This is a genomic window from Kitasatospora sp. NPDC058063, from assembly GCF_042885395.1.
Lineage (GTDB): Bacteria > Actinomycetota > Actinomycetes > Streptomycetales > Streptomycetaceae > Kitasatospora > Kitasatospora lactacystinica.
In genome coordinates this window covers 1-19,383 of sequence record NZ_JBHVSD010000048.1, presented here as the reverse complement: position 1 = coordinate 19,383, position 19,383 = coordinate 1, and the positions used below count along the sequence as shown (strand labels likewise).

The window sequence follows — 19,383 nt, the reverse complement described above, 5'->3', positions numbered from 1 at the left end:
AGGTGGTTGGAGAGGTTGTTGAGGGCCATGGCGAGGTCGGGCAGGTAGGCGTCGGGGTTGGCTTCGGCGAGGGTGCGGTAGTGGCCGACGGCTTCCTCAGCGGCGGCCAGGCCCTCCGCCGGCCGGCCCACCTCCCCCAGGTGCTTGGAGAGGTTGTTGACGGAGGCAGCGAGGTCGGGCAAATAGGCGTCGGGGTTGGCCTCGGCCAGGGTGCGGCGGATGGTGACGGCTTCCTCAGCGGCGGCCAGCCCTTCCGCTCGCCGGCCCACCTCCCCCAGGTGGTTGGAGAGGTTGCTGACGGAGGTACCAAGGTTGGGCAGATAGGCGTCGGGGTTGGCCTCGGCCAGGGTGCGGTAGTGGCCGACCGCTTCCTCAGCGGCGGCCAGGCCCTCTGCCGGCCGGCCCACCTCCCCCAGGTGGTTGGAGAGGTTGTTGAGGGCCATGGCGAGGTTGGGCAGGTAGGCGTCGGGGTTGGCCTCGGCGAGGGTGCGGTAGTGGCTGGTGATGGTACGGGCGAGGCGGACCGCGCTGGCGGCGAGGCGGCGGCTGGTCTGGGGGAACACGGTGTAGATCGTGTTAAGGGTGTCGAGGGGGGTGCCGGGGTGAGTGATGACGGTGTCGAGGGCGGTGATGAGGGGCCCTGGGTGGTCGGTGCGAGTGGCGGTGGTGACGATGTGCGGTGCCAAGGCCGGGTGGTGGCGAACGCAGAGATCGGTGAGTCGGCCGTTGAGGTGGTGGAGAGCTGGGTGGGCGGTGGCGCGGCTGTAGACGGTGAGGAGCTGGGCGCTCTGGGTTTCGTCGGCGCCGTCGAGGAGTTGGTCGGCCAGGCGGGGGACGGCCAGGAGGGTACGGCCGGTGTGGCGTTCGGCGAGGCGGTCGGGCTGCAGCGCGCCCCACGGTGAGCCCGGCACCGTGGCGGGGTAGAGGGTGGCGAGCCAGGCGGTGACCTGGTCGCGGCGGTCGCGGGGCTGGTCCGCGAGGGCGGGCAGGCGCCGCCACAGAAGATCGGCGTCTTCGTCGTCGGCGGCGCCGGTCAGGTGGGCCGCGGCGAGCGCGGTCTTCAGGGTGTTCATGCCGAGGGCGGGGGTGAGGCCGCGGGTGGTGGCGGTGTCGCGCCAGTACCGAGTTTCGTGGCCGAGCAGGCGGTCCTCGACGTCCTGTGCATCCTCGAACCCGTCCTCGGTTCTGCTCGCGGGTTGGGTGCGGGTGGTGTCGAGGAGGTCCGCGAGGGCAGTCATGTGGAGGGTCAGCGCGTTCCCGTAGGCGGTGTCCCCGCCCAGCTGTCGAGGCGGAGTCAAGGTCGCGGCGGCCTCCTCCCAGTCGTGCTCGGGGAGGCCCGGGACGGTGGGGAGCGCCTTGGCGAGGGCGCGGGTGGCGTCGCGGTAGTGGCTGGCGCGCCGGTCGGGATTGTCCTCCAGTGGTGCGAGGCGGCGGGTGCGGGCGGTGGCGAGGAGTTCCTCGGCCTGCTGGTTTGCCTCGCGTGCCTGCTGCCACCAGTCGCCGGCGGTGCGGGCGAGCAGCAGGAGTTTGAGGGGGCTGGTGCCGGGGTGTTCGGCGGCGGCATCGACGAGGGCGCCGAGTTGTTCGGGGCGGGTTTCGGCGTAGTCGAGGACGACCAGCAGCGGCTTCGCAGCCCGCCGTAGCTCCAGCAGTTGTTCCGGGCGGGCGCTGGCGCGCGGCCACAGCACCGTCCAGCCGGTGGCGGTGAGCCGGTGGCCGAGGTGGTGGGCGAGGCGGGTCTTGCCCTGCCCTCCGGGGCCGTGCAGCAGCCACGCCCCGAACCCGTCGAGCCAGCACCACGCCTCCAGTTCGGTGAGCAGGGCCTCGCGGCCGTGGAAGGGCACGACCTGGCGGCCGGCCTCCAGCAGGGCGGCCGGGGTCACCGGGGGGCGCCGGACGGCGGGGTTGCCGGTGGGGTCGGCGATGTCCTGGAACTCCACCGCCTCCAACCCGCCCGCCGGACCGCCGCCGTACTCCGCGAGGGTGGTGCGGAAGGCGGCGTCGTGGTGCAGGACGTAGGCGGGGACGACGTTCAGCCGGCCGTGGCCGGAGTGGGCGCGGTCGGAGGCGACGACGCCGGTCAGGTAGCGGTCGCAGAACACCGCCGCCCCCGACAGGCCGCCCCACGGCGACGTCCCGTCACCCGGCCACCCGGCGCCGGGGGTGCGCAGGTCCATGACGTACTGGTTGCCGACGAAGCCGCTGCCCGGGTTCACCTCCCCGCGCAGCTGCGCGGCCTCCACGGGGCGGCCTTCGCGTTGGGCCTCGTCCGGGACACCCCAGGTCTCGCACGGTGTGCCGGGGCGTTTCGTGTCCGGGCGTCCCCACACGACCGGTGCGGTCGGTGGCCGCCAGTGCGGTGAGTCGTCGACGAGGACGAGCGCGGCGTCGTCCCGCCCGCCCGGCGTCCCCGCCCACACCACCGTCCCACCCGCATCGGCGTCGGCGGCCGGGTGGAAGACCTTCACCCGGGTCCCGACCGGTCCGGTGACGTGCGCGGAGGTCAGGACCAGTCGGCCGCCGACCGCGTACCCCGACCCCGAGCCCGGCCCGACGCCTTTCGGCCCGGTAACCCCGGCCACCCTCAACTGCTCCACGCCCGCCCCTTGGTTCCCTTGGTCCTCTGCCGCAGGCCCGGCCGAGCGCCGGACCGCGCCCCGGTCAGTCCGGAATGCGCCCCGACACGTCGCCGGGCCCGTCCGGGCGCTCGTGCGCGGAGTGGACGAGCAGATCAGTGCCGTCGGCACGCTTCGGGGTCAGGGTGAAGGAGACGCGGTGCGTGCGACCCCGCGAGACGCCGGCCTCGGCCTCGGCGCCGACCGCCCACAGCTTGAACTTGGCCTTCGCCTTCGCATCGGCGCGCAGCTCGACCTCGAACTCCATCTCCACCGGCCCTACCGCGAATACCACCCCGGGGTCGTCCCCCGCCCTCGCGGCCGCTTCGAGCAGTTCGTCGCGCACCGCCGCGACCGCATCGGCCAGCGGAACATCCATCGGATCCACCTCTCATCCCACACCTGACCTGCGGTCAGGCCGATGCGGGCACCGTAGGACCCGCACGGCGGCCTCCGCAGGGGAATCCCCAACTGGGCCGGGCCTGCCTCTCGGCTCTGGTCGGACGGCAGGCCCGACTGGTGGCGTCGTCTACGCGCAGGTGTTGAGCATGGTGGTCAGCGCCGTCTTCTCCAGCTCGGTGACGGAGAGGCCGTAGACGTGCTTGGTGTCGGTCCAGGCGCGGGAGTACGTGCACCAGTAGCCGGTGGCCGGGGGGCGCCAGGCGTCCGGGGTCTTGTCGCCCTTGCTGCGGTTGGAGGTGGCGGAGACGGCGATCAGCTGGGAGTGGGTCAGGTCGTTGGCGAAGGCACGGCGCTTGGCGGTGGTCCAGGTGTCGGCGCCGGATCGCCAGGCGGCGGCGAGCGGGACGACGTGGTCGATGTCGAGGGCCTTGGCGTCGGTGAAGACCTTGTCGTCGTAGAGGCTGGCCCACGTGCCGGCGACGGCGCGGCACATGTCGTCCTGGACGACGCCCTGGCCGTCGCGGGCGAGGACGGTCTCGCGGGTGTCGCACTCCCCGGAGATCTTGACCCAGTGCGGGAAGCGTTCGCGGGAGTAGCCGTCCATGGAGTGCGGCGCCTCGACGACCAAGCCGTCGAGTTCGGCGCGCACGACGTCGACGGGCGGCGGCTCGGGCAGGTCGCGGCGCGCGGAGACCGCGCCGGCGACCGGGGCCGGGGCGGTGGCCGCGGCGGCGGGGGCCGCGGTGGGCAGGAGGAGCGCGGCGAGCGCGGCCAGGACGGTGGCGCCGCGGCGCCGCCTTGCGGTGGTGATCATGGGGTCACGTCTACCGGCGGCCGGGCGTCGAGGGGCGGCTGGTCACCCGGTCGGCGGCGTGCCCCGGGCGGAGTTGACGCAGAACTCGGCGCCGGCGCTCACGTCGTCGGGTTGGAGCGGCGGGCTTGGAGGTAGGCGGTCCAGTCGGTGGCGGCGCGACGGCGCCATTGTTGGGCGGTGACGACATGGAGGCCGAGCATGGGGGCGAGGATCGCGGGCGGCAGGTCCTGGGCGAGTTGGACCAGGGCGGTGGTGCGGGCCGCGCGGATGGGGATGTGGTGGGCGGTCAGGCGCCGGCACAGGGTGGTGGCGGAGATGTGCCGGCCGGGCCGGATGCCGGGGAAGAGCCAGCGGCGCGGTGAGTTGGCCGCCCAACCGGAGGGCGGGGGCTGGTCGGCGAGGTCGGCGAGGAGGCGGGCGAGGGGTTCGGGCAGGCGGATCGGGGTCTGGTCGAGGACGAGCACCGGATGGTCGTCGGCCGTGCCCAGTGCGCTGGTGGGGAGGGCGGCGATGCGGGTGGCGTGCTGGCCGAACAAAAGCAGGAGGGAGCCTGCGGCGCGGACCTCCAGGGGCATCGCGGTGTCGGTGAGGCACTGCTGGAGGAGGTCCCAGTGGGAGTCCTCGTCGAGGCCCTCGGGCTCGGCCTTGGGCCGGTGGGGGACGAGCAGGGGGCGGCTGTGGCCGCGGCGGGCGGCCCAGACCGCGAAGTCGCGGACCACATAGCGGGTGCCGGGACCTTCGGCGAGCCAGGCGTCGACCTCGTGCTGGGTGACGTCGGCGAGCGCGAGGCCCAGCTCGTGCATGGCGGCGAGGAAGGCCGCGGCGAGGTTGATGCGGGTGTAGGCCCAGCGGATGCGGTGCTTGAACCCGTCCCGCCGGCTCGCGGCCCGGCGGGCCCGGGGCAGCAGCGACCAGCGGACGTAGGGCCGCAGGAGCAGGGCGTGCTCGGGATGGCGTTCCACCACCCGGGCGAGGTGCCGCTCGATCCGGGCGGCGAGTTCGTCGCGTTCGGGCAGGGCCTGGTAGGTGACGAGGACGCCGCGCAGGTAGTCGACGCTCTGCGCGCCGCCGCGGCCCCCGTCGCGGGCCAGGCGGTCCAGGTCCTCGTGGGTCAGTGGCCGGCCGGCGGCGACGAGGCGGGTCAGGAGCCGGGAGGAGTGCGCGTTGCGGATCCAGGCCGGCCCTCGAACTCGGCGACGTGGTCGGCGGTGTTCCAGTCGTGGCAGATCTGCACCGGGACCTGCCCGAACGCCTCCGCGCAGGCGGAGGCCCACCCGTAGCGGCCGTCCGTGACGAACGCGCAGAACATCTGGAGATCGCCCTGCTGCCCGCGTACTGTCGAATGCGCCAGCGGCGAGGCGCCCGACAACCGGTGGGCGAAGTAGGCCTCGACGTCCTCCGGCGTCCACTCCCACGGGTACGTCCCCGCGTACAGCGCGAACCGCCGCACCAGGCCCAGCCGGTCGGCAATCGTCTTCTTCGTCAGCAACCGGCTCTGCTGCTGTTGCTCCCACCCGCGCAGCATCGCCTCGAACATCGCCGGCGCCGGGTCCAGAGCCCGAACATTCCCCGGCACGACCAGCCGGAACGCCCCCGGCACACCACCACTACGCACGCCCACTCCACGGTTGCATGAGATGCAACATCGTGGCGTTCGATGGGTTCCGTTCGAGGTCGGAGGCCTTAACGAGGCCCCAACGGGCGACTACTCACCGGCGTTCGACCAGGCCACCCCTGTGCCGAGCCCGCGCGACATTGATGCAGCCGCCGCAACTCCGCCTACTTGCTGTCCCAGGCCTCCGCCAACGGTACGACGTGGTCCACGTCCAGCTGGCGGGCGTCGTTGAAGACCAGGCCGTCGTACGGCGACCTCCACGTCCCGCCCAGCAGCGCGCACTTCGGGCCGATGGCCGGTGCCTCGACGGCCTCCGCGATCAGCACCTCGGCCCGGGTGTTGCAGCCGTTCTTGTCCACGTCGATCCAGTGCTTGAACTTGGTGCGCTCGTACCCCTCCCGGTTCTCCTCGGCGACGGGCAGGGCGGCGATCGCCTCCGACAGCGGGACCGACACCGTCTCCCCCGCCGCCTCCCGGTGCAGAACCAGAACGGTACGGGCCGCGGCATGGGCCGGGACGGCGGGCAGCAGGGCGGCAGTGACGGCCAGAGCGGCCACGAGCACGGGGCGAAAGCGCACCGGGTTCTCCAGGATCAGCTCGACAACGAAGGTCTCCTGGAGAACCCTCCGGCGGCACTGCGGGTCACCGACCAGGCCCGGAAGCCACCTGAGCGGGGGCCACAGGCCGCAGGAATTCGGATTCATGTCGGGGTTATCCACAGGAATTCGGCTCCGCGCGTCGCCCGGCCTCGACGTCGGACACGGTGTTCCCGCCCGCCGACGGCACCGGCGGCCCGAGCCCGGGAGGACGCCATACCCGCCTGCCCTCGCCCGCTGGCCCGGGCCACTGGCCAACGAATCACCTCTGTCTCGGAGGCTTCGACGCCCTGGAGACCAGTAGGACGCGGTCTGCGTCCGCTGTACGGGGCCAGGTCCTTGGCCAGCGGGGCCGGATTAATTCATTCATTCAATACGGACTGGTTCAACGACTCGCGGAGTCGAAGTTGACGTCCTGCCGGTCAGCGCCGAGATGCCCCATGACCTTCGTGTGGGGTACCCGGGTTCGTTCGACATACAAGCCTCAGCTACGACTTCCTAGTACGAGAGGCTGCACTGCCAAAATGATCACTGAGATGGACGAGACCTGGACCCCCGACGACGCCAACGAGCCCCATAAAGACCTCGAGCTCCACACGCGACTCACCGCGGCGGGCTTCGCCAGCAGCGAGTTCGAGCTGTTCCGCGGGCAGATGTGGGTCCACGGGCAGCGGGTCCTGGCCGCCTGGATGTACGAGGGCATCATCGGGGCACAGGCCGGGATCAGGCTGTGGGAGAGGGAGATCTCGATGCTCCGCCGGTCCCAGGAACTCCGGGACGAGCTCGCCCTGGAGACCCTGATGAGGGTGGACCTGTGGTGGTTCGCCGCCGACTCCTCCAGCGGTCTGCGGTCCTGGGACCCCCACCGCGGCGCCGCGCTGAGCACCTTCTTCATCGGCGCCTGCCTCAGCGAGTTCCGCAACACCGCCCGCAGGTGGCGCACCGCACGGGCGCATGAGACGCAGACGGCCCTGGACCTCATGATCACCGTCCGCGAGGACCGCGCTCCCGGCCCGCAGCAGGCGATAGAGCTGCGCGAAGCCATCCGCCGGATCCTGCAGGAGGCGAGCCGCGAGCAGCAGGCGATCTGCTGGCACGTCTACTCGGGCGACCTGACCTTCAAGGAGATCGGGGCGAAGCTGGGCGGGCTGACGAGCCGTGCGGTGGAGGGGCAGATGCGGAGGCTGCGGTTGTCCGCGAAGCGGATGGTCGCCGCCGGTGTGGTCGATGTTCCGGCCCGGTTCCTGCCCGCGGCCCGTAGCGGTTCGGTCCGTGTGCGGGGTGGTGCGTGATGGGCAAGGCCGGGTTGGGCGGCGGCATCGGCGTGATGGGCGGTGTGGTGGCGCTGCTGAGCGGCGCCCCGTGGTTCGTCGTGCTGTTGGCCCTAGTGGTGGTCGCGATCCTGGTCGGTCTCCAGATCGTCATCCCGCAGGACTCCAAGCACAAGCTGGACTGGTGGAAGGACGGGCGCGACCGCAAGGAACGCCGCCGGGAGCGCCGCGACGAGCGCCGCGAGGAACGGCGGCGTCTCCGGGAAGCGCCGCCCGTGACGCTCCCCTCGCCCGCTCAGCCGGCGCTGGACGGCGTGCTACGCCCGGCCGGGCAGAGGGGGCGGCGGTGATCAGGTACTGGCACGGCCTGCCACCCGGCCGCTGCCGGCCCGTGTCCGCGCCGTCGTCGGTGCCGACGCCGGGGACCAGGTGGTGGTCCGCACGGTGGTCCGGCTGCGCCCACCGGTGCCTTCCTCCGACTGGGGCAGGAGGACGGCGGAGTCCAACTCCCGGAACGTCGGCGGGCCGCTCTCCCCCCGGGGTGCGCGGCCCGCTCGGGGCCGCGCACCCGGTCAGGGGGTGTCGCCGGCCCAGTCCCAGCGGGCCGGGTCGGCGGTGCGGGGTTCGTAGTGGGCGCGGCCGCCGGCGCCGTACTTGCCGATCTCGGTGGCGAGCGCCGCGCCGTCGGCGAGCCGGTCGGCGTCCCAGCCGGTGACGTCCAGGAGGAGGCCGTCGAGCGGGCCGCCGACGAGCTCGCGGTACGTGTGTCCCGGCCGGGGGCCGGGGTCGGGGTCGTCGTGGTCGGCGCCGTAGACCCGGCCCCGCAGTAGTGCCTCGTCGTCCATGCCGTCCAGCCTCCCAGCCGGCACCGACACCGCGCGGGCGGACCCGGGAGATGCCGGGGTCACCACCAGGTCGGTTCGAGTCCGGCGTCCTGGCCGTTGTCGTCCTGGTCGTGGTCGTCCGTGCCGGGGCCGGTCTCCAGTGTGCGGGTCTCGTCGCGGAGGAGTTCGGTGATCCAGTCGGCGATGCCGGTGGGGAGGCGGACGGTGCGCTGTTCGATTCCGTACGGGGTGCCGATGGTCAGCCAGACGTCGTCCCCGGCGCCCGTGCCGGGGGCGGTGGCGTGGTCGGCGAACGTCTCCAGGGCGTCGGCGAGGTCGGTGGCGGCGGCCTGGCTGTCGGTGCCGGTGTTCACCAGCTCGCCGGACCGTCGGGGTCGGTGGGTTGTGGGGTCTGGCGGATCGTGTCCCGGTGGTGGAGGTACCAGCCCCAGTCGTCGAAGCCCGCGCCCCAGCGAACCAGGGCGACCCAGGCGGTGGAGCCCTGGTGCAGGCGCCAGCTTTCGATCCGGGCGGGCCGCCACCGGCCGCCGAGGCGGATCTCGACCCATCGCCAGCGCGGCTCGGTGTCCCAGCAGCGGCCGGGGCCGGACATCAGCGCGCGCGGTGCCCGCTCGGCGTCGCCGGGCCGGTGCTCGGGGTGGCCGGGGTGGGAGCGGGAGAACGGAACTGCGCGGGTCACACCCCCAGCCTAAATCGAACAACTGTTCCCATCAAGCGCCGGGCACTGGCCCCGGCGGTCAGCGCCGACGGTTGAGCAGCCGGGCGAGGAGGGTACGGGCTTCGCGGCGGCGCTGCGAACGCGAGAAGACCGCCCGGTACGCGCAGGGTCGGGACAGCGTCTGCTGTTCCGACCCTGTCGGTGTGCATGGCCCCAGCCCGTCCGGATCTGAAGCGGTCAGGCGCCGTGACGGGAGTGCGCGATCGCGAGGATCTCGGCGTACACGGCGGCGGCTTCGGTGCCGGTCAGGTTCGCGACCTCCTCCGCCCGCAGCGCGAGGGCGTGGTGCAGGAGCACGATGTCCTGCTGCCGGGGGGTGAGGTGGGCCAGGGGGCGCAGTGGGCCGGGGCCTGCGAGGAGGCAGACCCGGTGGCGCAGGGCTTGCCAGGCGAAGGCGCGGGGGTTCGCGGTGCCGACGGCGTGGGCCCATTCGGAGGTGAGGTAGTCCTGGGTGGCGCGCAGGGCGAGGTCGGCGTCGGTGGGGGCGAGGAGGAGGTCGGCGTAGTCGCGGTAGCGGTGTTGGTGGAGGTCGTAGAGGGCTTGCAGGCCGAGGGCGTGGTGGGGTCGGCGCTGGCCGGCGGGGGAGGCGGTGGGCTTGGGTGGTGTGGTGGGCATGGTCTCTCCCTCCGGAGGTGCGGGTGGGTGGGCCGCTCGCGGGGACGGCCCACCCTGGGTTCAGCCGAAGACGGCCAGTACGGAGCGGGAGCCGTGTTCGGGGGTCCAGTAGGGGTCCTGCGCGACCTGGACGTGTTCCCACAGCGGGCGGACCATGTCGGCGTCGGCGTTCAAGGCGTCGACGACCATGTCGATGGTGGGCCAGTCCGGCAGGACGGCGCCGCCCTTCTTGTCGAGGAGGTCGGTGATTTCGAGAGGGGTGAGAGGGCCGTCGGCCAGTTCGCACAGCAGGGAGGGCGGCGGGCTGAAGGCTGCCAGGTGCAGGCCCCGCAGGGCGGATCGCAGGGTGGCCAGGGCTTCGGCGACCAGTTCGCAGTCGTTTCGGCGGATCACTGGCGGCCGGGGGCGCGCCCCTTGGGCGGTGTGCCACAGGATGCGGACGTCGTCGGGGTTCGCACCGCATGCCTCGGCGATCGCCCGAGTCACCGCCCAGGAGGGCATCTTGTGCCCGGACAGGACCCGGCAGACGAAGGACGGAGACACCCCGGCAGCTCTCGACAGCTTCTTGATGGTGGTCCCGGAGCTGCGCTGAAGGTGGGACAGGGCACGGGAGATCAGCGCGGTGTCGCGGCCTTCCGCTCGGCGGCCCGGTGGTGCGCCGTCCTCGGCGGGGTCGGCCTCGGAGCTGGTGTCGCCGCCCGGCTCGCCCCCCTCGGCCGAGCCGGACTCCGGTGTCCGGCTTTCGACAGCGGCCGGGTGGGCGAGGGCATTGGGCAGCCCGGCGTCGGGCAGCTTGGCCTCGGCCGCCAGTCGGAAGGCAGGCGGCTGGATCTGCGCGCGCCGGCGACGGTTTTGGCGGCGGCGGCTGAGGTGTCCGCCGGTGAACAGGCGCCCCGCGTACTTCGCGCTCAGGTGGAGCGTGCCGGCGATCGTCTCCCAGGAGTTGCCCTGCTGGCGGGCCTGCTGGACGGCGTGGGCTTTGAGGTCCTTCAGGTCGTGCTCGATCAGCGTGATCTGGTCGAGGATCCGCAGGGGCTGGCGCATGCGGCTCAGGCGTTCGATCTCCGCTCCCCGCTCGGCTACGGAGCGGGAGACGGCCACCGCGTCCGCGTCGCGCGTACGCACGAGCTTGCCCAGCTTCTGGCCCCGGCGGGTGGCGTTGCTCTGGCGGCGGCACTGCTCCGTGCAGTACTGCGGGATCCGGCCCCGGGTGCTGGGGCGCTGGAACGCCGCTTTGCATCCGTGGCAGACGAGGTTGGTCTTCATGGTGATGGGTCTCCTGGCCCGCCGCGCCCGGTCGGACGCGGTGCACGGGCGATTGGCGTCGTAACGGCCCTGCCGGTAATGCCCGGGGGAAACGGCTCCGGCGTGGCCCGCTGGAGCCGGGAGTCGGGCCGCCGTACCGGTCGGAACCGGTACGGCGGCCCGGGCGTTCACAGGCGGGTGGCAGCGCTCAGCCGCAGGTACGACCCGCTGAACCAGGGCAGAAGGGCCGCCATGGCCAGGCCCGCGGACGCGCCGTCGAGCGCGGACGAGAGCAGCAGCGGGACTGCGAGGGCCGTTCCGGCGCCGGTTGCCCGGACATTCACCACCAGGTCAACAGCCAGCCGGCGGCGGTGCGTTTGGAGACCCGCCGGGCGCGGGATGCTACGGTCGAACCCATCGCCCGGCAGTGCCTGTGTGCTGCCGAAACTGCTGCGGAGTGTGGACATCAGTCCTCCTCGAAACGACGTGGCAGGGGGGTAGCGGAGCCCCGGCACGCAGTTTTCGACGACCGGCTGCCGGGGCCCGCAGACCAGCGACAGTAGCGGGCACGACACGCACAGTGGTAGCCGCGCAGCTCATAAATGCGATTCACAGTCATATGCACCAACGTGAATGCGCATCTGACCGATCGCTCCGGAAGGACCCGGTCATAAGCGGTCAGAACCAGCTGAACTTTCGTCAGAACCAGACGATACCGACGATCAGGCGGACTTCTACCGATCTGAGCCGTTTTGAGCGTTCTGACCGTAACGGCACGCACGCGGCACCCATCGACCGCTGGCCCCCGACGGACTGGCCAGCACCAACGACTGCCCTCACCAGGTCGGATCATGACGGCGGGCCGCCCCCATCGGCATTGGAGTCGGCCCGCGCGGGTCCAACGGGCGGGTGCCCAGTTGGGCAGCGGGACGTCAACCGGATGCGGTGGGGACGGTGCGCAGGTCGGCGTGGACGGTCTTACCGTAGGTCTCCAGCTCGGCGCCCCAGTGGCCGCCCGTGAGGTGGTGGACCAGGGCCATGCCGCGACCGGACTCGGCGGCGGGGCCTGCGTCGATCAGGCAGGGCAGGGTGCGCGAGCCGTCGCGGACGCTGATCCGCACGCACCGGTCGGTGATGCGCTCGACGGTGACCGTCATCTCCTGTTGGCAGCCAGTCTTCACGGCGTTGCCCACCAGCTCACTGACGATGAGCTCGGCGGCCTCGACCAGGTCCTCCAGCTCCCAGGCGGGCAGTGTGGTGCGCACCAGGCGGCGGGCCTTGCCGGCGGACTGCGGGCCGTAGGGCAGCAGCGTTCTGGCGGAGTCGGTGGCCTCGGGCTGTGCTGGGGTCTCGACGGCGGCGGTCACTGTGGGCCCCGCACCCGCCGGCGCAGCCCGAGTGCGGCCGCGACCATGGCCGGTGGGCGGGGTTCGGGGTGCGTGGCCACGGTGGCTCTCCGTTCTCTCGTCGGCGGTGACGGCTGCACGGAGTCGATGGGGGCTGGCCCGCGCGGCGGCCTCGGTTCGCCCGCCGGGGTCCGGGTGTCCGGCTCGTCACGTCGGGCGACGGATCGACGGTAGGGAGTGCGCGGCCTGGCCCTCAACGAGGTTGCGCCATCTTGCGCGAAGTCACCCGAGAGTGGCTATCGCCGCGGTGATCAGCTGACGGGCCCCGGCCCCGTGGACGGCCATGGAGGCCAGGTCGGTGAAGGTGCGCACGTAGTAGGCGATCTCGCGTGGCTGGGTGATCCGCAGGTAGCCGGAGGTCAGCTCGACGGCCACCTCGGCCTCGTCGAACATGTAGAAGTCCTCGACCGGCAGGTGCGGCCGCTTGGGCCCGGTCGGGATGACGCCGATGCTGACGAACGAGCTGGAGGAGACGGCGAGCAGGTGGCCGAGCTGGGCCGCCATCGTCTCCGGGTCGCACACCGCGGCGCGCAGCACCCACTCCTCGATGAGCAGGCCGAAGCGGTGCCGGCCGGAGAACAGCATCCGCTGGCGTTCCAGGCGGGCTTCCACGGCGTCGGCAACGTCGTCGGCCTCCACGCGGGCGCGCTGGATCGAGCGTAGGACTGCGGTGGTGTACTCGGGGGTCTGCGCCATGCCGGGCAGAACGCGGCTGGCGTAGACGCGGAAGTGACCGGTGCGGCGGTAGAGGGCGGCGACGGACTCCTGGGCGGCGCGCAGTCCGGTGCGCTCCATGTGGCGCCACTCGGTGTACATGGAGTCGACCGCGCGGGCGGCGGCGATGAGATCGGGCGCCTGGTCGGCAGCGTCGCAGGCGGTGCACCAGGCGCGAAGGTCATCCTCGGAGGGGGCGGACTTGCCGCTCTGGATCCGGGAGGTCTTCGCCGGGTGCCATCCGCAGCGGGCGGACAGCTCGTCGCCGGTCAGGCCCGCGTCCTTGCGCAGGCCGACCAGGCGGCCAGCGAGGGCCTTGCGCGCCTCGATGACGCTGGACGACGGGGACGACGACATGGTGCTGGCTGCCCGGCGGGGTGGTGGTGGACGGGTTGGTCAGACGACGTACTGCGCGTGCGGGACGGCCCGGTCCCAGACCGCCTCGAAGGCGCCGGTCACCATCTTCACGACGGCCGGATCCTCGGTGACCTCGTGGCCGGCCCACTCGCCGTCACCGGTGAACCAGTGGAACAGAACCAGGCGCTCGTCGACCAGCCACAGGTCATTGCCTGGCAGTGCAAGGTCGGAGGCCCTGGAGCGGGGCAGCCAGCGGACCTGCTCCCCGAGCGCAACGTTGTGCCGCTCGGTGATCGCGTGCTCCCACCGGATGTACGCGGTCACCGGCTCCGAGACGATCCGAGCCCGGCGCATCACCACCGCGCGGCCGACCGTCTCCCGCACCAGGGCGGCCCAGGCCATGTACTCCGCCGGCAGGTCGTACGCCTCGGGCCGGTCCACCGGAAGGCCGGCACGCCAGTCGACGAACACCGGGTCGTCCATGTAGGAGTCGCGCATCTCCAGGTGGCACGCGGAGCGCTCAGCACTCCTCAGCAGGGCGCCAAAGTCCGGCACGCTCGGCTTCATCGCACACCTTCCTCAAGAACGGGATCATCCGCACCGGAATCCGGACGACGCCTTCGTGGTCCGGGACACCGGTGGCGTGGCCCTCCACCCACTCGGTCTCGCTGATCACGCGGTACATCTCCATGTCGGGCAGCCAGCCCTGGATGACGATCTCCGCCTTCTCGTCCTCCAACCACACGGTCGGAGAGCCACCATTGGGCGTGTCCGGGTCGATGCCCCTGAACCGTAGTGCCACGACCGCTCCTTGTGCCAAGCCAGTTGCGGATCCTTGCGCCTCCACCGTTCCGCTCGGCTGGCGCATCGTCAAGAGTGCGGCCAGAAGGTTGTTCCTCCTTCGCGGTCAGGTGTCCGTCACTGGGTTTGCCCTGGACGGGCGGCGTTGACCGACGCCTTGATCTCTCGGCTATCTGCTGCTCGGCTGCGTTGCGGCGGCGCTCCTCTATCAGTTCGCTCGGAGGCGTTGAGCGCACCTTGACGGCGGCCTCGGTACCGAGAGATCTGATCCGCAGGCCGTCGCCCACGCAGCCCATAAATGCTACTTATCACCCCATGGAGTGCATTCTGTGCTTCCCAGGCATTCTGGGCTGCGCTTCTGACAGACCGTGCCCGTACCGTCACGCGCATGGACCAAGAGCCGATCGAGCCCGGCGACGCCATGAACTACAGCGCCGCCCAGGTTGAACGAGGACGCCAGCTTGTAGCCCGCGACGACAATGCCGAAGCCCAGCAAGTGCACACGCGCCTCGAGCTTGGCGACCTCGTGCTAGAAGCCGTCGGCACCTCAGGCGGCAGTCTCGTCAGCCGGTTCGCCGCAGACATCGGGATCACCATCGGCATGGCGAATGAGTACCGGAGAATCGCCGTGGCCTGCGACGCCGAGCTGAGAACGCTCCTGGCCGCGTCGGCCGTGATCGTTCCATACTCGGTCCTGCGCGAGGTCGCGGTCGGATACTCGCTCGACAAGGCCGCCAAGGAAGAAGAACGGGCGTCCGCGGAGGTCGCGGAGAGCAACCGGCGGGGCCGCGTCGAGAAGCTGCGCGCACTGATGGGCGAGAACGGACGCTCACGCGTGACCGCGAAGGAGATCCGCGAGGCTATCGGGGCCGTACCGATCCCCAACTCCGCGTCCGCCATGACCCCGGCAAGGTACGTGGAGCAGGTCGCGACGCGGGTCGACGTCCGCGAGGCCGTCATCGCCCACCTCGCCTCGGACCCCGAGTCGGTCAGGACGGTGACCGCGGCCTACCTCGTGGACAGGCCGGCCGCGCTGAAGGCCGCGGTGAAGGCGGATCCGGAGATGGCGGCGCACGTCCGCGCCGCCGTTGACCGCCGCCCCCAGCTCGAGACCGGGGCCGTCATCCCGACGCAGAACCCGAGCCCTGAGGACACCCTGGCCGAACTGGTCTCGGCGCTCGGCGGTGGACAGCCCAGCGAGGATGCCCAGCTCGCCCAGTGGCGCAAGCAGTTGAGCGACCGCCTCTCGGGCATCCGTCTCCTACTCGACCAGTTCCCCGCCTCGGATGTAGCCGTCCGGGCGGACGGGTCCCTACACACCCGGATCAGGCTCCTGGCCGCAGACATGACCGCATGGGCCGACGAGGCCTGCGCGGAGACCCGCCCGGCCCTTCGGATCGTTGGAGGTACCTCATGACCGCACCCACGTTCGGCGCGACCCGCCACGTCCTTTCGCGGTACTCGGTGCACACCTCGCGCCAGCTCATCAAGATGCTGGAGCGGGTCGCCGCCGCAAATCCCGGCAGGCCGGCCGTGTGGAAGAGCGAGCTCACCGCCGAGCTGGAGAAGCCGCTGTCGGGCCTCCAGCCTCACGAGCAGGAGGTCTTCAGGATCGCCGTCCCCGCGATCGCGAGCTACGTCGTCGGCCGCTACCTCGCGGCGCGGGAAGAGGAAGTGCCCGTCGTCTCGAAGCCGGGGGGCTTTGGTGGCCCCGGCATCGTTGTGCCGCCGCAGACCGGGCCCCGCGGCGAAGGCGCGATCCCCGTCCCCATCGTGCCCGGTCAGTCCACCGGCGGCGACGGCGTGGTCATCGTCCACCCGGGCGCCACCGGCCCGACGGACGCCAACGCGCCCGTGGCCATCCAGGAGGCGCTCTTCGTCCTCTCCCAGATCGACACCCTGACGGCCGCCCTGCCGATGCAGATCGCCGCCAAGAAGACCGAAATCGATCACCTGGGCAAGCAGCGCAGCGACACCGAGGCCAAGCTCACGAAGGCGATCGACGACCTGCGGGACATGGAAGAGGCGGCAGCGCAGCTTCCCCGGCTGCGCGAGGTCGCCGTGTCGCACCCCCTTGTGGAGACCCTGGAGCAGGTCGTCGAGATCACCCAGGAGATCTCCAGCGAGGTCCCGCTCACGCAGCGCGCCCTGCGGTGGATCCGCTCGGCGATCGCCGCATGATCGAGGCGGTCGCGTACTGCCCCCACTGCGGGATGCCGCTCGACGCCGGCCCGGTCCCGGGAGGCGAGACCGAGTGGCACCGTTGGTGGAAGAACCGGGCCCCGCGCGACCGCCAGGAGGTCTCCTTCCCTCCGCGCCGTGCCGACGTGCTCGCCCACGACGGCACGGTGGTGGAGATCCACCGGAAGTCGATCTCACCCGACGAGATCGCGGGGCGCGAACGGCACTACCCGCAGATGGTGTGGATCGTCGACGCCCGGGGACCGCATCAGGAAGGACGGCTCGTCCTCGGCCTCCAGTCGCTGATCGTCGGGTTCCGCTGGCGCTCACCACGCACCACGTTCGCCACGAGCCGCCGCGCCGTGTACTTCGACCTAGGGGACTCTCCCCAGACCAACCAGCACGTGCTCCTCGCCGCAACCGGGGCGGACGCCGCCCGAGGCCGGGGTACGGGCACTCTGGTCACCGCCACCGCGATGCACGCGTGGATCGCCCACGGCGTCCCGCTGACGGCCTGGAATCCACCCGCCCACACCCCCCCATCCCCCACATCCGCCTCGTCTGATCGCGAGAGCGTGCCGGCTCCTGCCGGGCCCAGCGGTTTCCTGAGCGACTTCCGCATGAGCCACTCCCCCAAGTCGACCGGCGGCAAGGAGAGCACCGTCACCAAGGCCGAGCTCCACCAGGGCGCCATCGACCTCGACATCCCCCACCGCCCCACCATGACCCGCGACCAGCTCCAGCACGCCCTCGAACAGACCGGACGACGCCACCGGCGGGCGGCGTCGTAGCCCCGTCGGCGGGCCGATGCGGCTACCCGACGTCGAAGAGCGACTGCAGGATCTCGCGGATCTGCGCTGCGTCGGCACCTCGGGGGACCGTGCGCACGCTGTCCGGGTTCGACTCTTGCCGGGCGTGCAGACGACGCTGCCCTCAGCGCTCGTCCGACTCGCCCAGGCTCCAGCCGCTGACCGCCGCAATCGGCCCGCACCAGGCCGGCAGTCTCCGGGCGGTGCGGCGTCCCAAAAGCTGGCCGATCATCGCGACGCGTAGCTTCTTCCGGGGTCTGTCACAACTCGCCGGGCTCCCCTACACGATTACTGATGACACGTTAGAACAGCACCATGAATACCGTACCCACCATCACCGCTCCCACCTGGCCTCACTGCGGGGTAGGCACCGGCGTGCCCGATCCGGTGGGCTGCCGGGGCATACACGCCACAGCCGACGGCCGATGTCTCACCCACATGCCTTCGCCCGACCGCGATGCCTACATCGGCTCTCTCACCGCGGGCAGTGACCTTGACCTGCGCGGCACCGCCATCGACGAGATGCTGCTGGGGGAACTTCTTACCGCCTGCACCGACCCCACGACGGGACTCCCACGCCTCGGTCGAACCGACTTCGCCGCAGCAACCTTCACCGGCACCGCCTGGTTCGCCAAGGCCACCTTCACCGGCAACGCCAACTTCGCCGCAGCAACCTTCGCCAGCAACGCCAACTTCGCCGAGGCCACCTTCGCCAGCAACGCCAACTTCGCCGCAGCAACCTTCACCAGCGACTCGGACTTCGCCGAGGCCACCTTCACCGGCAACGCCAACTTCGCCGCAGCAACCTTCACCAGCGACTCGGACTTCGCCAAGGCCACCTTCACCGGCAACGCCAACTTCGCCGCAGCAACCTTTATCGACAACGCCAACTTCGCCGAGGCCACCTTCGCCAGCAACGCCAAATTCTCCGCAGCAACCTTCGCCAGCAACGCCAACTTCGCCAAGACCGTCTTCAACAGCAACGCCTGGTTCGCCAAGGGCACTTTCAACAGCACCGCCTGGTTCGCCGAGACCACTTTCAACAGCACCGCCTGGTTCGCCGAGACCACCTTCACCGGCACCGCCAACTTCGCCAAGGCCACCTTCACCGGCATCGCCAACTTCGCCAAGGCCACCTTCAACAGCACCGCTGTTTTCAACAAGACCTCCTTCGCCGGCGACCTCGACTTCCATTCGGCGGTCTTCGAGGGATTGCAGCACCTGGGCCCGCTCGTCTGCGCAGGGAAGATCACCTTCGACAGTGCCCGGCTGACCGGGAAGCAGGTCACGATCGAGGCCGCCGCCGCAGCTGTGACGTACGAGCGGACCGTCTTCGAGGGCTCCGCGGTCCTACGCCTTCGGTACGCGACGGTGCAACTGAGCCGCGCGGCCCTCTCCGCCCCGATGGCGGTGCAGGCCTGGCCCGTTCCGTTCACCACGTCCGGCGGCACCGCGTTGGACGAGAGCCTGCTCGCCGCCGGCGCCAACCCGCCCGACGTCAAGCTGACCTCTCTCGACGGCGTCGACGCCGCCCACCTCGTCCTGACCGACATCGACCTCACCCTCTGCCAGTTCACCGGCGCCTTTCACCTCGACCAGATCCAGATCGGCTTCGGCTGCCGCTTCGCCCAGCCCCCGACCGCATGGCACCACCGCGGCGCCCTGCTGGCCCGCTGGTCACGGCGCAAGGTCCTCGCCGAGGAGCAGCACTGGCGTGCGCAGGTAGGTGGGCGGGTCGGGCATGGGTGGCCAGCGGGTCCGCACCACGGGGCGCCGGAGCGGGGAGCCGGTCCGGATGACCTGGTGGGTGTCTATCAGCAGTTGCGGAAGGCTTTCGAGGAGGCCGGGAACGAACCGGACGCGGCGGACTTCTACTACGGCGAGATGGAGATGCGCCGGCGCGACGCGCAGCGGCCGCGGGCAGAGCGCCGGTTGCTGGGGGTGTACTGGCTGACGTCCGGGTATGGTCTGCGGGCCTCTCGCGCGTTGTCGTGGCTGTTGGTCGCGATGGGAGCCACCCTGGCGCTGATGGTCCTGTTCGGACTGCCGAACGACACCCCCGAACCCCAGACGACCGGCACCTACAACGGCGGCACCGTCCAGGTGACGACCAAAGCCCCCGACCCGGTACTGTCCCTGCCCTGGGACAAGCGAATCACGGCGGCCCGGGCGGAGAAGGCCGCGCTGGTCGTGGTCAACTCCGTGGTGTTCCGCTCCAGCGGCCAGAACCTCACCCTGCCCGGCACTGTCATCGAGATGGCCTCCCGCGTCGGCGAACCCGTCCTTGGCTTTATACGTGGTTCGTGAGAGCACCTGTCGCTGAGCGGCGAGAGCACCCCGTGCCACGGAAGAGTGATGTCGCCGGGTTTTGAGAACACC

The 19,383-nt window shown here is 71.4% G+C and carries 21 protein-coding genes; 6 read left to right on the top strand and 15 right to left on the bottom strand.

Going from position 1 to position 19,383, the window contains the following annotated elements; translation table 11 throughout:
* The 5 genes from ACFVUY_RS42075 to ACFVUY_RS42055 form a co-directional block, all read right to left on the bottom strand.
* The coding region (locus tag ACFVUY_RS42075) for a hypothetical protein (protein ID WP_387737230.1) at window positions 1-2,597 on the bottom strand (2,597 nt) is incomplete at its 3' end.
* A gap of 64 nt (window positions 2,598-2,661) precedes the next feature.
* Window positions 2,662-2,994 carry a trypco2 family protein gene (locus ACFVUY_RS42070; RefSeq protein ID WP_387695302.1) on the bottom strand — a complete coding sequence of 111 codons (333 nt, stop codon included), beginning with the start codon at window positions 2,992-2,994 and terminating at the stop codon, window positions 2,662-2,664.
* Between the two features lie 150 nt (window positions 2,995-3,144).
* Window positions 3,145-3,831: an HNH endonuclease family protein gene (locus ACFVUY_RS42065; protein WP_387737229.1), complete on the bottom strand. Its 687-nt coding sequence runs from the start codon at window positions 3,829-3,831 to the stop codon at window positions 3,145-3,147.
* Between the two features lie 98 nt (window positions 3,832-3,929).
* Entirely contained in the window at window positions 3,930-5,105 is a 1,176-nt protein-coding gene (locus ACFVUY_RS42060; RefSeq protein ID WP_387737228.1) for a hypothetical protein, read from the bottom strand.
* A 505-nt stretch (window positions 5,106-5,610) separates the two neighbouring features.
* Window positions 5,611-6,150: a hypothetical protein gene (locus ACFVUY_RS42055; RefSeq protein WP_387737227.1), complete on the bottom strand. Its 540-nt coding sequence runs from the start codon at window positions 6,148-6,150 to the stop codon at window positions 5,611-5,613.
* Between the two features lie 416 nt (window positions 6,151-6,566).
* On the opposite strand from ACFVUY_RS42055, the gene ACFVUY_RS42050 reads away from it, so the two are divergent.
* Together ACFVUY_RS42050 and ACFVUY_RS42045 are read left to right on the top strand one after the other, a co-directional pair.
* The gene (locus ACFVUY_RS42050; RefSeq protein ID WP_387737226.1) at window positions 6,567-7,334 is read left to right on the top strand and encodes a hypothetical protein; all 768 of its coding nucleotides are present in this window, start codon (window positions 6,567-6,569) and stop codon (window positions 7,332-7,334) included.
* Window positions 7,331-7,663, top strand: coding sequence for a hypothetical protein (locus tag ACFVUY_RS42045; protein WP_387737225.1), 333 nt, complete (start codon window positions 7,331-7,333; stop codon window positions 7,661-7,663). Before ACFVUY_RS42050 ends, ACFVUY_RS42045 begins: the two co-directional genes overlap by 4 nt.
* A gap of 222 nt (window positions 7,664-7,885) precedes the next feature.
* Here ACFVUY_RS42045 and ACFVUY_RS42040 read toward each other — a convergent pair whose 3' ends face one another.
* The 10 genes from ACFVUY_RS42040 to ACFVUY_RS41995 form a co-directional block, all read right to left on the bottom strand.
* Window positions 7,886-8,158: a hypothetical protein gene (locus ACFVUY_RS42040; protein WP_387737224.1), complete on the bottom strand. Its 273-nt coding sequence runs from the start codon at window positions 8,156-8,158 to the stop codon at window positions 7,886-7,888.
* Window positions 8,159-8,217: 59 nt separating this feature from the next.
* On the bottom strand, window positions 8,218-8,511 hold the full coding sequence (locus ACFVUY_RS42035; protein WP_387737223.1) for a hypothetical protein: 294 nt from the start codon (window positions 8,509-8,511) through the stop codon (window positions 8,218-8,220).
* Window positions 8,508-8,837, bottom strand: a complete 330-nt coding sequence (locus ACFVUY_RS42030; protein WP_387737222.1) for a hypothetical protein — start codon at window positions 8,835-8,837, stop codon at window positions 8,508-8,510. Before ACFVUY_RS42030 ends, ACFVUY_RS42035 begins: the two co-directional genes overlap by 4 nt.
* Window positions 8,838-9,053: 216 nt before the next feature.
* Window positions 9,054-9,491, bottom strand: a complete 438-nt coding sequence (locus ACFVUY_RS42025) for a hypothetical protein (protein WP_387737221.1) — start codon at window positions 9,489-9,491, stop codon at window positions 9,054-9,056.
* A 60-nt stretch (window positions 9,492-9,551) separates the two neighbouring features.
* Entirely contained in the window at window positions 9,552-10,757 is a 1,206-nt protein-coding gene (locus tag ACFVUY_RS42020; RefSeq protein WP_387737220.1) for a helix-turn-helix domain-containing protein, read from the bottom strand.
* A 167-nt stretch (window positions 10,758-10,924) separates the two neighbouring features.
* Complete coding sequence (locus tag ACFVUY_RS42015) at window positions 10,925-11,203, bottom strand: hypothetical protein (protein WP_387737219.1); 279 nt, start codon at window positions 11,201-11,203, stop codon at window positions 10,925-10,927.
* A gap of 465 nt (window positions 11,204-11,668) precedes the next feature.
* On the bottom strand, window positions 11,669-12,103 hold the full coding sequence (locus tag ACFVUY_RS42010) for an ATP-binding protein (protein ID WP_387737218.1): 435 nt from the start codon (window positions 12,101-12,103) through the stop codon (window positions 11,669-11,671).
* Window positions 12,104-12,364: 261 nt separating this feature from the next.
* The gene (locus ACFVUY_RS42005) at window positions 12,365-13,213 is read right to left on the bottom strand and encodes a helix-turn-helix domain-containing protein (RefSeq protein WP_387737217.1); all 849 of its coding nucleotides are present in this window, start codon (window positions 13,211-13,213) and stop codon (window positions 12,365-12,367) included.
* A 39-nt stretch (window positions 13,214-13,252) separates the two neighbouring features.
* Window positions 13,253-13,780 carry a DUF6879 family protein gene (locus tag ACFVUY_RS42000; protein ID WP_387737216.1) on the bottom strand — a complete coding sequence of 176 codons (528 nt, stop codon included), beginning with the start codon at window positions 13,778-13,780 and terminating at the stop codon, window positions 13,253-13,255.
* A complete protein-coding gene (locus ACFVUY_RS41995; protein ID WP_045700171.1) occupies window positions 13,734-14,015 on the bottom strand; it encodes a hypothetical protein in 282 nt (93 codons plus the stop codon). The genes ACFVUY_RS42000 and ACFVUY_RS41995 overlap by 47 nt, the downstream gene beginning before the upstream one ends.
* A 387-nt stretch (window positions 14,016-14,402) precedes the next feature.
* Here ACFVUY_RS41995 and ACFVUY_RS41990 point away from each other — a divergent pair, with 387 nt between their 5' ends.
* The 4 genes from ACFVUY_RS41990 to ACFVUY_RS41975 all read left to right on the top strand — a co-directional run bounded on the left by ACFVUY_RS41990 (window position 14,403) and on the right by ACFVUY_RS41975 (window position 19,311).
* Window positions 14,403-15,431 (top strand): hypothetical protein, encoded by a 1,029-nt coding sequence (locus tag ACFVUY_RS41990; protein WP_387737215.1) that lies wholly within the window; start codon window positions 14,403-14,405, stop codon window positions 15,429-15,431.
* Complete coding sequence (locus tag ACFVUY_RS41985) at window positions 15,428-16,195, top strand: hypothetical protein (protein WP_387737214.1); 768 nt, start codon at window positions 15,428-15,430, stop codon at window positions 16,193-16,195. The genes ACFVUY_RS41990 and ACFVUY_RS41985 overlap by 4 nt, the downstream gene beginning before the upstream one ends.
* Window positions 16,192-16,986, top strand: coding sequence for a hypothetical protein (locus ACFVUY_RS41980; RefSeq protein WP_387737213.1), 795 nt, complete (start codon window positions 16,192-16,194; stop codon window positions 16,984-16,986). The genes ACFVUY_RS41985 and ACFVUY_RS41980 overlap by 4 nt, the downstream gene beginning before the upstream one ends.
* Window positions 16,987-17,442: 456 nt before the next feature.
* Window positions 17,443-19,311 carry a pentapeptide repeat-containing protein gene (locus ACFVUY_RS41975; protein ID WP_387737212.1) on the top strand — a complete coding sequence of 623 codons (1,869 nt, stop codon included), beginning with the start codon at window positions 17,443-17,445 and terminating at the stop codon, window positions 19,309-19,311.
* The last annotated feature ends 72 nt before the right edge of the window (window positions 19,312-19,383 follow it).

Bases quoted from the DNA above. Each gene is read 5' to 3' on its own strand.
- ACFVUY_RS42070 (WP_387695302.1), bottom strand. From the start codon at position 2,994: ATGGATGTTCCGCTGGCCGATGCGGTCGCGGCGGTGCGCGACGAACTG.
- ACFVUY_RS42065 (WP_387737229.1), bottom strand. From the start codon at position 3,831: ATGATCACCACCGCAAGGCGGCGCCGCGGCGCCACCGTCCTGGCCGCG.
- ACFVUY_RS42055 (WP_387737227.1), bottom strand. From the start codon at position 6,150: ATGAATCCGAATTCCTGCGGCCTGTGGCCCCCGCTCAGGTGGCTTCCG.
- ACFVUY_RS42050 (WP_387737226.1), top strand. From the start codon at position 6,567: ATGATCACTGAGATGGACGAGACCTGGACCCCCGACGACGCCAACGAG.
- ACFVUY_RS42040 (WP_387737224.1), bottom strand. From the start codon at position 8,158: ATGGACGACGAGGCACTACTGCGGGGCCGGGTCTACGGCGCCGACCAC.
- ACFVUY_RS42025 (WP_387737221.1), bottom strand. From the start codon at position 9,491: ATGCCCACCACACCACCCAAGCCCACCGCCTCCCCCGCCGGCCAGCGC.
- ACFVUY_RS42020 (WP_387737220.1), bottom strand. From the start codon at position 10,757: ATGAAGACCAACCTCGTCTGCCACGGATGCAAAGCGGCGTTCCAGCGC.
- ACFVUY_RS42015 (WP_387737219.1), bottom strand. From the start codon at position 11,203: ATGTCCACACTCCGCAGCAGTTTCGGCAGCACACAGGCACTGCCGGGC.
- ACFVUY_RS42005 (WP_387737217.1), bottom strand. From the start codon at position 13,213: ATGTCGTCGTCCCCGTCGTCCAGCGTCATCGAGGCGCGCAAGGCCCTC.
- ACFVUY_RS42000 (WP_387737216.1), bottom strand. From the start codon at position 13,780: ATGAAGCCGAGCGTGCCGGACTTTGGCGCCCTGCTGAGGAGTGCTGAG.
- ACFVUY_RS41990 (WP_387737215.1), top strand. From the start codon at position 14,403: ATGGACCAAGAGCCGATCGAGCCCGGCGACGCCATGAACTACAGCGCC.
- ACFVUY_RS41985 (WP_387737214.1), top strand. From the start codon at position 15,428: ATGACCGCACCCACGTTCGGCGCGACCCGCCACGTCCTTTCGCGGTAC.
- ACFVUY_RS41980 (WP_387737213.1), top strand. From the start codon at position 16,192: ATGATCGAGGCGGTCGCGTACTGCCCCCACTGCGGGATGCCGCTCGAC.
- ACFVUY_RS41975 (WP_387737212.1), top strand. From the start codon at position 17,443: ATGCCTTCGCCCGACCGCGATGCCTACATCGGCTCTCTCACCGCGGGC.